This is a genomic window from Kitasatospora sp. NPDC127060, from assembly GCF_042724935.1.
Taxonomy (GTDB): domain Bacteria; phylum Actinomycetota; class Actinomycetes; order Streptomycetales; family Streptomycetaceae; genus Kitasatospora.
This window is the reverse complement of the sequence record NZ_JBHXEG010000041.1, coordinates 12,723-25,623: the sequence shown is the minus strand read 5'-3', so window position 1 is coordinate 25,623 and position 12,901 is coordinate 12,723. Positions and strand designations below refer to the sequence as shown.

13 protein-coding genes are annotated in these 12,901 nt (G+C 74.1%); 5 read left to right on the top strand and 8 right to left on the bottom strand.

Annotation, left to right across the window (positions count from 1 at the left end; all coding sequences use genetic code 11):
* Positions 1–70: 70 nt before the first annotated feature.
* Positions 71–538, bottom strand: a complete 468-nt coding sequence (locus ACFWIS_RS22385) for a hypothetical protein (RefSeq protein WP_380460147.1) — start codon at positions 536–538, stop codon at positions 71–73.
* 100 nt (positions 539–638) lie between these two features.
* Positions 639–1,313, bottom strand: a complete 675-nt coding sequence (locus tag ACFWIS_RS22380) for a hypothetical protein (protein WP_380460145.1) — start codon at positions 1,311–1,313, stop codon at positions 639–641.
* A gap of 110 nt (positions 1,314–1,423) precedes the next feature.
* Between ACFWIS_RS22380 and ACFWIS_RS22375 the strand changes: the two genes are divergently transcribed.
* The gene (locus tag ACFWIS_RS22375) at positions 1,424–2,050 is read left to right on the top strand and encodes a TetR/AcrR family transcriptional regulator (protein WP_380460143.1); all 627 of its coding nucleotides are present in this window, start codon (positions 1,424–1,426) and stop codon (positions 2,048–2,050) included.
* Between the two features lie 184 nt (positions 2,051–2,234).
* On the top strand, positions 2,235–2,456 hold the full coding sequence (locus ACFWIS_RS22370) for a hypothetical protein (protein WP_380460141.1): 222 nt from the start codon (positions 2,235–2,237) through the stop codon (positions 2,454–2,456).
* A gap of 81 nt (positions 2,457–2,537) precedes the next feature.
* On the opposite strand, the gene ACFWIS_RS22365 is transcribed toward ACFWIS_RS22370, so the two are convergent.
* The gene (locus ACFWIS_RS22365; protein ID WP_380463645.1) at positions 2,538–3,236 is read right to left on the bottom strand and encodes a hypothetical protein; all 699 of its coding nucleotides are present in this window, start codon (positions 3,234–3,236) and stop codon (positions 2,538–2,540) included.
* A gap of 274 nt (positions 3,237–3,510) precedes the next feature.
* Here ACFWIS_RS22365 and ACFWIS_RS22360 point away from each other — a divergent pair, with 274 nt between their 5' ends.
* Positions 3,511–6,012, top strand: a complete 2,502-nt coding sequence (locus ACFWIS_RS22360; protein WP_380463643.1) for a helicase-associated domain-containing protein — start codon at positions 3,511–3,513, stop codon at positions 6,010–6,012.
* Positions 6,013–6,033: 21 nt separating this feature from the next.
* Here ACFWIS_RS22360 and ACFWIS_RS22355 read toward each other — a convergent pair whose 3' ends face one another.
* Positions 6,034–6,285 carry a hypothetical protein gene (locus ACFWIS_RS22355; RefSeq protein WP_380463641.1) on the bottom strand — a complete coding sequence of 84 codons (252 nt, stop codon included), beginning with the start codon at positions 6,283–6,285 and terminating at the stop codon, positions 6,034–6,036.
* A 189-nt stretch (positions 6,286–6,474) separates the two neighbouring features.
* Here ACFWIS_RS22355 and ACFWIS_RS22350 point away from each other — a divergent pair, with 189 nt between their 5' ends.
* Entirely contained in the window at positions 6,475–8,112 is a 1,638-nt protein-coding gene (locus ACFWIS_RS22350) for a DNA repair helicase XPB (protein WP_380463639.1), read from the top strand.
* 12 nt (positions 8,113–8,124) lie between these two features.
* On the opposite strand, the gene ACFWIS_RS22345 is transcribed toward ACFWIS_RS22350, so the two are convergent.
* Positions 8,125–8,286 carry a hypothetical protein gene (locus ACFWIS_RS22345; RefSeq protein WP_380463637.1) on the bottom strand — a complete coding sequence of 54 codons (162 nt, stop codon included), beginning with the start codon at positions 8,284–8,286 and terminating at the stop codon, positions 8,125–8,127.
* Between the two features lie 299 nt (positions 8,287–8,585).
* On the opposite strand from ACFWIS_RS22345, the gene ACFWIS_RS22340 reads away from it, so the two are divergent.
* Positions 8,586–10,655 carry a HelD family protein gene (locus ACFWIS_RS22340; RefSeq protein ID WP_380463635.1) on the top strand — a complete coding sequence of 690 codons (2,070 nt, stop codon included), beginning with the start codon at positions 8,586–8,588 and terminating at the stop codon, positions 10,653–10,655.
* A gap of 90 nt (positions 10,656–10,745) precedes the next feature.
* On the opposite strand, the gene ACFWIS_RS22335 is transcribed toward ACFWIS_RS22340, so the two are convergent.
* The 3 genes from ACFWIS_RS22335 to ACFWIS_RS22325 all read right to left on the bottom strand — a co-directional run bounded on the left by ACFWIS_RS22335 (position 10,746) and on the right by ACFWIS_RS22325 (position 12,882).
* Positions 10,746–11,432 carry a copper homeostasis protein CutC gene (locus tag ACFWIS_RS22335; RefSeq protein ID WP_380463633.1) on the bottom strand — a complete coding sequence of 229 codons (687 nt, stop codon included), beginning with the start codon at positions 11,430–11,432 and terminating at the stop codon, positions 10,746–10,748.
* 110 nt (positions 11,433–11,542) lie between these two features.
* The gene (locus tag ACFWIS_RS22330; protein WP_380523970.1) at positions 11,543–12,502 is read right to left on the bottom strand and encodes a hypothetical protein; all 960 of its coding nucleotides are present in this window, start codon (positions 12,500–12,502) and stop codon (positions 11,543–11,545) included.
* Positions 12,499–12,882: a PadR family transcriptional regulator gene (locus ACFWIS_RS22325; RefSeq protein WP_380463128.1), complete on the bottom strand. Its 384-nt coding sequence runs from the start codon at positions 12,880–12,882 to the stop codon at positions 12,499–12,501. Before ACFWIS_RS22325 ends, ACFWIS_RS22330 begins: the two co-directional genes overlap by 4 nt.
* Positions 12,883–12,901: the final 19 nt, after the last annotated feature.

Here is a 12,901-nt window from a genome sequence, read left to right as displayed (position 1 = left end):
CCATGGCATCGTCCCAGGTCAGTTGACCAGCTCGCCCTCGACAGTGTCCTCACCGCCGCGTCACCCCAGGTCAGTTGACCAGCTCGCCCTCGACCGGCCCGTCCGCGAGGACCATCGGCCAGTCGTCCTCCGCGCCCAGCAGGTCGTCCAGCGGGACGCCGGGCGCGCCGGTGAACACGGCGGTGGCCTCGGAGAGCCGGCCGGGCGGCACCGGCAGGGCCGCCTCGGCGGACAGCACGACGGCGGCGTCCGGATCGACGGCCGAGCGGTCCGGGAAGTCGGCCGGATCGGCCCCCACCTGCTCCAGCGCGTAGGGGTAGACCGCGATCGACACCGCCAGCCGGTCGCCGTCCAGGCCGCGCTCGGCCCAGCCGTCGGTCGGCAGCAGGAAGAAGGCGCCGTCGCCCTCGTAGCAGTACGAGCCGAGCCGGTCCAGCGCCCGTTCGCCGGGGGCACCGTCGGGGTCGACGACCAGGACGGCGACCTGCGCGCCCGGGTCGCTCGGGTCCAGGCCGGCACGGACGTACAGACGGGCCACGGGAACCTCCGGGTCGCGGAACGGGAGCGGAAACGGGAAAGGGCCCGCCGGCCGCCTCCCGCAAGGGAGTTGGACGACGGGCCCGGAGCCCACGCTACCGTCAGGCCGCCTGGCGACGCGCCTCCTGGCGCTGGGTCAGCTGGCGGCGCACCGCCCAGACCGCCCCGCCCAGGACGAAGCCGTAGAAGGAGACCAGCCCGTGGCCGTTGTCCTGGGCGAACCACATCGCGAGGCCGAGCACCGGGACGCCGGCCGCCAGGGCGATCTCCTTGGGGAGGCGGGTGCGGGTGAGGAAGGCGAGGGCGAGGGTCGCGCCGAGGAAGTAGGTGGCACCGGAGCTGCCGGCGAAGTTGCGGGGGTCAGTGCTGGGGCCGTCGCCGAAGCCGAGCAGGTCGTCGATGCGGCCGGGCAGCAGGATGCCGGCCAGGAAGAAGCCGAGGGTCAGCGGGCCACCCCAGTACCACTGGGCGAGCGCGGCGACGGCGGCGAGGGTGACGAGGTTCCACAGGCCGCCGAACAGGCCGCCGTTCTGCATGAACACCGAGGTGAGCTCGCGCCACCAGCCGGACTTGGACGGGTCCGCGTCCAGCGCGTCCATGGCGCCGGACCACACCAGCTGGAGCAGCACGCCGCCGACGGCGACGGCGGTCAGGGCGATCGCCGCCCACGGGAGCGGTCGCGAGCGCAGGGTGTCGCGGCCGACGACGCCCAGCCCGGAGTTGACCATCATGACCATCAACGCGGCCGTGGTCACGTTGAAAAGGATCGCCCCCATGGTCCTGCCCCTCCCCGCCTACGGCGCTTTCCAACGCCGTTCGAAAACCTGATGGGACAAAGCTAGCACAGTTTTCGAACAGTGTTGGAAAACGATGTACGGTGGATCGCATGAAGCTCACCAAGGAGCGCATCGTGGACGCGGGCATGGCCGTCTTCGCCGAGGTCGGCTACCAGAACCTGTCCATGCGCCAGGTCGCCGACCGCCTCAACGCCCACGCCGGCAGCCTCTACTACCACGTACGCGGCAAGGACGAGCTGCTCGCCCTGATGGCCGACCGGATCAGCCGCCGGGCGTACGACGCGGGCACCGAAGCCCTCGCCGCCCTCCCCCCCGACGCCGACTGGCCGGACCGCGTCGAAGCCCAGGCCGCCGCCCTGCGCCAGGAGATCAAGCAGCACGCCGGCGGCGCCCAACTCCTCGCCGAGAGCCCCGGCATGCTGAGCACCGACGGCCTCCGCCTGATGGAACGCCTGCTGCGCACCCTCCTCGACGCCGGCCTGCCCGCCCACCACTGCGGCATCGCCGCCGACATCCTGCTCAGCCACATCACCGGCTTCGTGCTCCAGGAACAGAACCAGCCGACCGCCCCGCCGACCATCACCGCCGAGCTCTACGCCGAACTGTGCGAGCGGTTCCCGCTGGTCATGGGCGACTTGATCCCGCGGATCGGGCAGGACGAGAAGTTCACCCGGAGCGTCCGGCTGCTCTGCACCGGCTTCACCGCGCTCCGCTGACCTGCGGCGGGCACCGGCCGGCTCGGTCCCGCATCGCCGGGAAACGGCTCCGGCCCCGCCGCGTGGGCGGTGGGGACGGAGCCCGACCCTCGACAACCCGCAGGACGCCGAACAGGCCCTCGGCAACTTCAACGCGGTCTACCGCCGCCTCTACGACGACATCCTCGCCTACGTCCGGTTCTTCATGGACCCCACCCGGCTCCGCGAGGAGTACATGGAGCGCGCCCAGGGCATCGGCCGCACCTACATCGAGAACTCCCGGGTCGGCTTCATCACCCTCATCTCCGGTGTGAAGGCGCTCCCCGAACTGGTCAGCTTCGACCCGATGGGGCAGGACGGCATGCTGGAGGTCATCCACGAGGTCGCCACCGCGGCCGCGGCCGCGGCCGCCAAGGCGTCCCCCTGATCCCGCCTGATCCCGCCGGACTCCGCCCCAACAGCACCGGCCCCGCACCCGAACCCCCGGGGTGCGGGGCCGGCCCCGCACTCAGCCCCGCTGCGGCGGGCGGCGACGCATGCTCAGCAGGAACAGCACCACCGCCGTCAGCACCGCCGCCGTGCGCAGCACCCCCGGGGCCATCGACCAGCTGAACTGGCCCAGTGGGGAGCCGGTCTGCACCCCGGCGCCCCCGCCGGCGCCGGCCTGCTTGGCGTGCCGCATCGCGAACAGCGTGCTCGCGCTCATCGTCACCAGCGGGACCCCCAGGATCACGAACTTGCGTGTCAGGTCGGAGAGTTGACGGGACAGGTAGCCGAACCCCCAGCCCGCCAGCATGGCCGGGAAGAACCCGGAGATCGCGCCGCCGACCAGCAGCCCGCAGGACAGCAGGATCAGCGGGGACGGCTTGCGCGCACCCTTGCCCGGGGCGGCGGCGGGCGCGGGCGCGGCCTTCGCCTTCCGCTGCTTCCTCGACTTCACCGCAACCTGCTCGACCGGCGGCTGCTGCGCCGCCTCTTCGGCCGCGCGCTGCTCGGGGATCGGCTTGGGCGCGGGCTGCGGAGTGTCCGAGAAGTCGAGCATCGTCATCGTCCACGGGCTCGAACTCTGCACCGTCGGCGGGGGGATCACCTCCGACCCGCCCCCGGACGAGGCCACGCCCGGCAGGTCCAGCGACACGTTCGGGATGCCGCCCGTACCGCCGTGGCCCGTCCCGCCGTGGGCGGAACCGGCCGAGGGGCCGTACACACCGTCCTCGGCCGGCCCGGCGGTCGGCGGAGCAACCGGGGGAGGCGGTGTCGACGGTGTGGACGGCCCCGGGGAACCCCCGCCCCCCGACCGCTCGCTCCACGGCCCGCTCTTGCGCCACCACTCGCCGTCCGTCATCACCGACACCCCGCCTCGCCCGTACCCGACCGCCCTCGTCCAGGACGCTACCCAGCGCGCGCCGCCCTGCGCGAGTCCCCGGGCCCCCGGCGCACGAGGCGTCCCAGCGTCCGCGCTCCCGACTAACCTAGGTCGAATGACCACACAGCAGGGCCCTCAACGCCAGAGCAGGAAGCCCGCCGGCCCCCGCACCCTCGCCGAGGAGCTGCGCGCCCGCCCCGACGACGCGCTCGCCGCCCTGCTCCGCTCCCGCCCCGACCTGCTGAACCCCGTCCCCGGCGACCTCACCCAGCTGTCCGCCCGGCTGTCCTCGCGCGCCTCCGCACTGCGCGCCCTGGAGCGGCTCGACCGGTTCACCCTCCAGGTCGCCGAGGCGCTGGCGACCTGCCCGGACGGCACCCCCCTGGCCACCCTCCGCACCCTGCTGACCGGCCCGGCCAAGGTCAAGCCGCACCCCGGTGCCACCCCGCTCACCCCGGCCGACCGCTCCGCCGTCGCCGCCGCCCTGCCCCGCGCCATCGCCGTGCTGCGCGACCGGGCGCTGCTCTGGGGCCCCGACAACGGCCTGCGGCTGGTGCTCGCCGTCCGCGAGGCGCTCGCCCCGACCGCCGCCAACCCCGGCCGCACCGGCCTCGGCCCGACCCTCGCCGACGCCACCACCGGCATGTCCCCGGCCCGGCTGCAGCAGCTGCTCGCCTCGGCCGGCCAGCCCGCCACCCCGGACCCGGTCACCGCGGTCGCCGCCCTCACCGCCCTGCTCACCGACCGCACCCGCTGCGCCGCCCTGCTCGACACCGCCCCCGAGCCCGCGCTGCGGCTGCTCGACCGGCTGGTCTGGGGCCCGCCCACCGGCACCGTCCCGGACGCCACCCGCCCGGTCACCGCCGAGGACGCGCAGAGCCCGGTCGAATGGCTGCTCGCCCGCGGCCTGCTGCTGCCCACCAGCCCCGGCAGCGTCGTACTGCCCCGCGAGCTGGCCCTGCACCTGCGCGGCGGCCGCACCCACCGCACCGTCGAGCCGCTCCAGCCCGAACCCTCGCCCGCCGCGCCCGCGCGCGATCCACAGGCTGTGGACAGCGCCGCGGCCGGCCAGGCGCACACCGCCGTCAAGACCGTCGAGGAACTCCTGGAGACCTGGGGCCTCACCCCGCCGCCCACCCTGCGGGCCGGCGGCCTCGGCGTACGGGACCTCAAACGCGCCGCCCAGACCCTGGAGACCACCGAGCAGCAGGCCGCCTTCTGGCTCGAACTCGCCTACGCCTCAGGCCTGCTGGCCCCCGACGGCGAAGCCGACGAATGCTGGGCGCCCACCCCCGGCTACGACAGCTGGCTGCACCTGGACACCGCCGAGCGCTGGTCCGTCCTGGCCGGCGCCTGGCTCGCCGCCACCCGCGTCCCCGCCCTCACCGGCACCCCGGACGGCAAGGGCAAGCCGCGCGCCGCCCTCGGCCCCGAACTCGACCGCACCCTCGCCCCGTCCGTCCGCCGCGCCGCCCTCGCCCTGCTCGCCGAACTCCCGCCCGGCACCCCGGCCACCGCCGCGGAGCTGCTGCCCACCCTGCGCTGGCAGCGCCCGCTGCGCGGCGGCCCCACCGGCCCGGACGGCCACGAGCTCCGCGACGACCTCACCACCTGGACCCTCGCCGAGGCCGAACTGCTCGGCATCACCGGCCGCGGCGCCCTCGCCGCCCCCGCCCGCGCCCTGCTCACCGCCGAGTCCGACCCGGCCGAGGTGCTCGCCCCGCTGCTGCCCCAGCCGCTGGACCACGTCATCCTCCAGCCGGACCTCACCGCGATCGCCCCCGGCCCGCTGCTCACCCCGCTCGCCCAGGCGCTCGCCCTGTGCGCCGACATCGAGTCCAAGGGCGGCGCCACCGTCTACCGCTTCACCCCGACGTCCGTGCGCCGCGCCCTGGACGCCGGCCGCACCGCCGCCGATCTCCAGACCTTCCTGGCCCAGCACAGCCGCACACCCGTCCCCCAGCCGCTCGCCTACCTGATCGACGACGTCGCCCGCCGGCACGGCATCCTGCGGGTCGGCGCCGCCTCCTCCTACCTGCGCTGCGACGACCCCGCCCTGCTCAACGAGGTGCTCGCGGACCGCCGCTCCGCCGACCTGCGACTGCGCCTGCTCGCCCCCACCGTCCTCGCCTCCCAGGCCGCCCCGGACGTCCTGCTCGCCGCCCTGCGCACCATGGGCTACGCCCCGGCCGCCGAATCCGCCGAGGGCGACGTCCTGATCAGCCGCCCGGACAGCCACCGCACCCCGCCCCGCACCGCCCCCGTGCCCGTCCCCGACGGCCCGCCCACCCCCGACGACACCCTCCTCGCGGCCGCCATCAAGGCCATCCGGGCCGGCGACCGCGCCGCCACCGCCACCCGCCGCGAAACCACCCCCGACCCGCGCCAACTCCCCCGCACCGCCGCCGCCGAGACCCTCGCCGCCCTCCAGACCGCCGTCCTGCTCGGCGAACGGATGTGGATCGGCTACCTCAACGCCGAGGGCATCGCCAGCCAGCGCATCATCGACCCGGTCAAGGTCGAAGGCGGCTACGTCACCGCCTTCGACCACCACGCCGACGAACTGCGCACCTTCGCCCTCCACCGCATCACCGGCGTCGCGGAGTTGGACGAATAGCGACGGCGGACAGCGGGTGCCTCAGTGCCCCTGCGACTCCTTCATCTTCTGCTTGACTGCCTGGTCCGCCAGGCTGCCGATCTCCCCCTGCCCGACCGGCAGCGAGCCGCCGCCGACCTGGTCGGCGATCAGGAATCCGGGGGCGGCCAGCAGGCCGCCGGGGCCCTCGCCGATGCCCGCGAGAGCATGGGCGGAGCCCGCCGAGGCGGCGGTGGCGGCGAAGGCCGTGCCCATCAGGGCCAGGGCGGTGAGAACGCGCTTCGAGTTCTTCATGGCCGGTTCAACGAGCGAGTACGGATCGTGGTCACTCGAAGGAACTGACGCGCCCGGCCATCCGCTACGAGTGGAAGCAGCCCGACACATTCCGGGTGGAATGAGCGACACTGGAGGGTCTGCGTCAGTCCGGCCCGGCGATCCCGGCCGGTCACATCCAGCATGTCAGCCAGTGGAGGGCTCCCCCGCGTGAACGACGGACCGCTCATCGTCCAGAGCGACAAGACTCTCCTCCTGGAGATCGACCACCCCAGGGCCGCCGAATGCCGGCGCGCCATCGCCCCGTTCGCCGAGCTGGAGCGGGCGCCCGAGCACGTGCACACGTACCGGGTGACCCCGCTCGGGCTGTGGAACGCCCGGGCGGCCGGACACGACGCCGAGCAGGTGGTCGACGCCCTGGTGAACTACTCGCGGTACCCGGTGCCGCACGCCCTGCTGGTGGACGTGGCCGACACCATGGGCCGCTACGGGCGGCTCCAGTTGCTCAAGCACCCCACCCACGGGCTGGTGCTGACCACCACCGACCGCCCGGTGCTGGAGGAGGTGCTGCGCTCCAAGAAGATCGTGCCGCTGGTCGGCGCCCGGGTCGACCCGGACACCGTGGTGGTGCACCCCTCCGAGCGCGGCCAGATCAAGCAGGTGCTGCTCAAACTCGGCTGGCCCGCCGAGGACTTCGCCGGGTACGTGGACGGCGAGGCGCACCCGATCGACCTGGACGAGGACGGCTGGCAGCTGCGCCCGTACCAGGCGCAGGCCGTCGAGGGCTTCTGGCACGGCGGCTCCGGCGTGGTCGTGCTGCCCTGCGGCGCCGGCAAGACGCTGGTCGGCGCGGCCGCGATGGCGCACGCCAAGTCGACCACGCTGATCCTGGTCACCAACACCGTCTCGGCCCGCCAGTGGAAGCACGAGCTGGTCAAGCGCACCTCGCTGACCGAGGACGAGATCGGCGAGTACAGCGGCACCAGGAAGGAGATCCGCCCGGTCACCATCGCCACCTACCAGGTGATGACGACCAAGCGGAAGGGCGTGTACGCGCACCTGGAGCTGTTCGACGCCCGCAACTGGGGCCTGGTGGTGTACGACGAGGTGCACCTGCTGCCCGCGCCGGTGTTCAAGTTCACCGCCGACCTCCAGGCCCGCCGCCGGCTCGGCCTGACCGCCACCCTGGTGCGCGAGGACGGCCGCGAGGGCGACGTGTTCAGCCTGATCGGCCCCAAGCGCTTCGACGCGCCCTGGAAGGAGATCGAGGCGCAGGGCTACATCGCGCCCGCCGACTGCTGCGAGGTGCGGGTCACCCTGACCGACTCCGAGCGGCTCACCTACGCGACCGCCGAGCCGGAGGAGCGCTACCGCTACTGCGCGACCACCGCGACCAAGCGGCGGGTGGTGGAGGCGCTGGTCAAGAAGCACGAGAAGGACCAGACGCTGATCATCGGCCAGTACATCGACCAGCTGGACGAGCTCGGCGAGGCCCTGGACGCGCCCGTGATCAAGGGCGAGACCAGCAACACCCAGCGGGAGAAGCTCTTCGAGGCCTTCCGCAACAAGGAGATCGGCGTCCTGGTGGTCTCCAAGGTCGCGAACTTCTCGATCGACCTGCCCGAGGCCACCGTGGCCATCCAGGTCTCCGGGACCTTCGGCTCCCGCCAGGAGGAGGCCCAGCGCCTCGGCCGCGTCCTGCGCCCCAAGGCGGACGGGCACTCGGCGCACTTCTACTCGGTGGTCGCCCGGGACACCGTGGACCAGGACTTCGCCGCCCACCGGCAGCGCTTCCTGGCCGAGCAGGGCTACGCGTACCGCATCATCGACGCGGACGACGTGCTGTAACCACGGTCACGCTCAGTACCGGACACCGTCGCGCCCGAGGAAGATCACGCGCGCGGCGGTGTCCAGCGCGATCCCGACGTTGCGGACGGCGGTGCCCAGCAGGTTGCGGTGGCGGCCCTGGACGGCGGTCGCGCCGGCCGGGCCCGTGCGGGGGGTGGGGGTTTCGGTGCTCATGTCTTCAACGGTAGGCACCCGACCGGCCGCGGGCATCACTCCGAAGGCCGCATCCAGCGAGGCAGCCGTCCTCCTCCGGGTGTACGGACCCCCCGGCACCCCCTGAGACCTGCGGGGCTGGAACCCCGAGACGGACGGGTCTAGGATCGTCCGTCTGCCCCCTCCCGAACCGTGGTACCTGCTGACGTCCGCAGGCAGCCGGGGGAGGCGCCGACCGCACGGCAACCGGTCGGCTGTACCCCACCGTGAGCTCCATCGATCCGCTGCGCCCGCCACCGGGACAGCCGGGAAGGTTCGCTGTGCCCGCCACCCCCACCACCGACCCCCTCCAGCGCGAACGCGACCACCTGTCCGCGTCCCGGTCCGCGCTGCGGGCGATGCGCGAGGACGTCCAGTCCCTCGACATCCGCGACGTGACCGGCTCCTGGGTCACCGCCGCCGTCCTCCAGAACCAGATCGAGGCCCGGATCGCCGCCCTGGCCGACCTCTCCGACACCCCGCTGTTCTTCGGCCGCCTCGACTACCTGCACGCGGTCAGCGAGGAGCTGAGCGAGGGCGGCGGAGGGGAGAGCTTCTACATCGGCCGCCGCCACGTCCACGACGCCGACGGCGACCCGATGGTGATCGACTGGCGCGCGCCGGTCTCCCAGCCGTTCTACCGGGCCAGCCGCACCGATCCGCTGGACGTCGAGCGCCGCCGCCGCTTCGGCTACACCGGCGGCGAACTCACCGCCTACGAGGACGAGCACCTCACCGACCCGTCCGCAGAGGCATTCACCGGCTCCGCCGGTGGGTCAACGGGCTCCGCCCTGCTCGCCGCCGAGATCGAGAAGCCCCGCGTCGGCCCGATGCGCGACATCGTCGCCACCATCCAGCCCGAGCAGGACGAGATCGTCCGCTCCGACGTCACGGGCACCATCTGCGTCCAGGGGGCGCCCGGCACCGGGAAGACGGCCGTCGGCCTGCACCGCGTCGCGTACCTGCTGTACGCCCACCGCGAGCGGCTGGCCCGCACCGGCACCCTGGTGATCGGGCCGAACAACGCCTTCCTGTCCTACATCGAGCAGGTCCTCCCGGCCCTCGGCGAGCTGGAGGTCGGCCAGGCCACCGTGCAGCAGCTGGTCGCCCACGTCGAGGTGAAGGGCGAGGACGACCCGGAGGCGGCCCGGCTCAAGGGCGACGCCCGGATGGCCGAGGTGCTGCGCCGGGCCGTACGGTCGGGCATCACGCTGCCCACCGAGCCCTGCGTGGTGGTCCGCGGCTCCCGCCGCTGGCGCGTCCCGGCCTACGAACTGATCGAGATCATCGAGGAGTTGAAGAGCCGCGAGGTCCGCTACGGCGCCGCCCGGGACGCCCTGCCGCAGCGCATCGCGCACGCCGTGCTGGTGAAGATGGAGCAGGGCGGTGAGGCCCCGGACGACCGGGTGCAGGACGCGGTGGCCCGCAACGCCGCCGTCAAGGCCGTGGTCAAGGAGTGCTGGCCGGCCGTCGACCCGGCCAAGCTGGTGCTGCGACTGCTCTCCGACCCGGAGTTCCTGGCCCAGTGCGCCGAGGGCGTGCTGACCGCCGAGGAGCAGCGGGCCGTGCTGTGGCCCAAGCCCGGCCGCTCGGTGAAGACCGCCCGCTGGACGCCCGCCGACGCCGTCCTGGTGGACGAGGCGACGGACCTGGTGCAGCGCACCCCCTCGCTCGGGCACGTGGTGCTGGACGAGGCCCAGGACCTCTCCCCGATGCAGTACCGCGCCGTCGGCCGCCGCTGCACCACCGGCTCGGCCACCGTCCTCGGCGACCTCGCCCAGGGCACCACCCCCTGGGCGACGGCCAGTTGGCCGGACGCCCTGCACCACCTGGGCAAGCCGGAGGCCCACATCGAGGAGCTGACCAAGGGCTTCCGGGTGCCCGAGGAGGTCATCGCCTACGCCTCCCGGCTGCTGCCCACGATCGCCCCGGGCCTGGCCCCGGCGACCTCGGTCCGCGACGCCCCCGGCTCTCTGGAGATCCGCCCGGTCGAGGAGTGGGAGGAGGCCGTCCTGACGGCCTGCCGGGAGGCGCTGGAGCACGAGGGCTCGACCGGCCTGATCGCCGCCGACGCCCGGATCCCGCTGCTCGCCGAACTGCTCACCGCGGCCGGACTGCCGCACCTCTCCCCCGGCACCGAGACCAGCGCCGACGCCCGGCTGACCCTCGTCCCGGCCTCGCTGGCCAAGGGTCTGGAGTACGACTACGTGGTGCTGGACGAGCCGGCCGCGGTGGTCGCCGGCGAGCCGGACGAGCGGACCGGCCTGCGCCGGCTCTACGTGGCGCTCACCCGCGCCGTCTCCGGGCTGACGGTGCTGCACCGCGAGCCGCTGCCCGAGCAGCTCGGATGACCGCGAGAAGGGGCCGGTGGCGTCACCGTCCCCTTCTCGATCGCTCAGGCGTCGACCAGCCGACCGCTCAGACATCGGTCAACCGGCCGCTCAGGCGTCGATCAGCGCCCGCCACTCGGCGACCCTGGCCGCGTCGACCGGCGTCCGCCAGCCGCCAGTCCGCACCGCGCCGCCGACGTGGAAGGCGTCGAAGCCCTCCGCCCGCAGCTCCTTGAGGTGCTCGGCCCGCAGGCCGCCGCCGATCAGGATCCGCTGGGTGTAGCCGGGTTCGCCGCTGCGGGCCAGCTCGGCGGCCAGCACCACGCGGCCGGCGTCCACCCCGGCGGCCGCGCCGGAGGTGAGGAAGGTGTCCAGCCCGGGCAGCGTGCCGACGGCGGCGCGCAGGGCGGCCCGGTCGGTGCTGTGGTCGATCGCCCGGTGGAAGGTCCAGCGGCAGCCGGCGATCGCCTCGGCGACGGCCGTGGTGGCGGCCAGGTCGACGGCGCCCCCGGCGTCGAGGAAGCCGAGGACGAACTCCTCGGCGCCCTCGGCCCGCAGCGCGGCGGCCCGGGCGCACAGTTCGTCCAGGTCGCCGGGGGCGAAGCCGTCCCGGATCCGGAGCATGACGCGCAGCGGGATGGCGACGGCGGCCCGGATCCGGGCGAAGTCCTCGACGGAGGGGGTGAGTCCGTCGGCGGCCATGTCGGTGACCAGTTCGAGCCGGTCGGCGCCGCCCGACTCGGCAGCCTGGGCGTCCTGGGGCGTCAGCGCGATGACTTCGAAAATTGGTCTAGACATATCAGACAGCCTGCCACATCCCCGCGCCCCCGGCGAGAGCACACCCCCGCCCCGGTCACACCGGGACGGGGGTGCCCGTCACACCGCGACGGGGGTGCCCGTCACGCCCGTCACACCCGTCCCGGCACCATCCCGAGGGCCGTCCGCCGGCCGAACCGGTGCTCCGCCACCGCCACCAGCGCCAGCAGGACCACCACCGGCACCGCCATCGGCAGCAGGTGCGAGATTCCGCCGGTCTCCCGCCAGATGTTGAACAGGCTGCCGGGCCCGGTCAGCACCAGCATCGCCAGCCCCACCGCCGCCGGCCCCATCCGCCCGCGCAGACCGGCGAAGGTCAGCAGCGTCGGAGCGATCAGCATCACCACGAACCACTGGAGGTCCAGCGGGAAGGTCGTGTCGTCCCAGTTCTGGGCCGCCTCCAGCAGCCCGCCGGCGACCACCGAGCCCAGCACCAGCCCGGCGGTCCGCAGGTTCGGCCGGGGCAGCAGGTCGGTCGGCGCGGCGACCAGCAGCAGCGCGGCCACCACGAACGGCAGCGTGGCCATCCCGATGTAGCCGACCCACCAGGCGTCGACGAAGTTCGACGACCAGGCGGCCAGGCCGAGGTCGTACAGCCCGACGGCGCCCAGCAGCAGCGCGGTGACCCGAACGGCCGTCCAGCGCCCCAGCAGAGCCGCCACCCCGAGCAGCAGCGCGGCCGCCGGCGGGGCGAAGGCCCGGACGTGGTTGCCGAACGAGTCGTCCCAGGCGAGCCACCTGGTGGTCCGGTCCAGGGCGGCCAGCCAGGGCACCATGGTGGCTCCGACCACCGCACCGGCGATCATCGGTGCCACCAGGGCGAGCAGCCGCCCGGCCGCCGACGCGCCGGTCAGCCCGAGCCGCACCCGCAGCCCGTACAGCGCCAGGCCGAGCACCTCCCGGGCGACCGCCGTACGGCTGCCCGCGGCCGTCGTGTCGGCGAACACCTCGGCCAGCTCCTCGCCGCGCTCACGGCGGTACCGCGCCGGGTAGAGCTGCAGCGCGGCCCGCAGCACCGTCGAGGGTGCGGCACCGATCACCGGCATGGTCATGAGAGTCCTCCCCCCGCGGCGGGCCGCCCCTGCGACCCGGTCCTTCCCGGCAGCATCGACCGGATCCTCGTCAACCGGCGCTCGGCCTCGGTGGCGACCGCCCGCAGCCGCCCGGCCTCGGCGGCCAGCGCGTCCCGTCCGGCATCGGTCAGCGCGTAGCTGCGCCGGGCCCGGCCGTCCACGACCTCCTCGGCGGCGACCTCGATCAGGCCCTGGGTCAGCAGCCGGTCGAGGGCCCCGTAGAGGGTGCCGGTGCGCATCTTGACCCGGCCGTCCGAGATCGCGGCGACCTCCTGGATCAGCGCGTAGCCGTGTCTCGGCGCGTCGGCCAGAGCGGTGAGCAGCAGCAGCGTGGGCTCCTGCATGGAGCGTTCTGTCATACGACTACATATATCGTCA

Coding starts and splice junctions, on each gene's coding strand:
- ACFWIS_RS22345 (WP_380463637.1), bottom strand. CDS start 8,286: ATGAGCACCGAAACCCCCACCCCCCGCACGGGCCCGGCCGGCGCGACC.
- ACFWIS_RS22355 (WP_380463641.1), bottom strand. CDS start 6,285: ATGAAGAACTCGAAGCGCGTTCTCACCGCCCTGGCCCTGATGGGCACG.
- ACFWIS_RS22335 (WP_380463633.1), bottom strand. CDS start 11,432: ATGTCTAGACCAATTTTCGAAGTCATCGCGCTGACGCCCCAGGACGCC.
- ACFWIS_RS22360 (WP_380463643.1), top strand. CDS start 3,511: ATGACCACACAGCAGGGCCCTCAACGCCAGAGCAGGAAGCCCGCCGGC.
- ACFWIS_RS22330 (WP_380523970.1), bottom strand. CDS start 12,502: ATGACCATGCCGGTGATCGGTGCCGCACCCTCGACGGTGCTGCGGGCC.
- ACFWIS_RS22380 (WP_380460145.1), bottom strand. CDS start 1,313: ATGGGGGCGATCCTTTTCAACGTGACCACGGCCGCGTTGATGGTCATG.
- ACFWIS_RS22370 (WP_380460141.1), top strand. CDS start 2,235: ATGGACCCCACCCGGCTCCGCGAGGAGTACATGGAGCGCGCCCAGGGC.
- ACFWIS_RS22325 (WP_380463128.1), bottom strand. CDS start 12,882: ATGACAGAACGCTCCATGCAGGAGCCCACGCTGCTGCTGCTCACCGCT.
- ACFWIS_RS22375 (WP_380460143.1), top strand. CDS start 1,424: ATGAAGCTCACCAAGGAGCGCATCGTGGACGCGGGCATGGCCGTCTTC.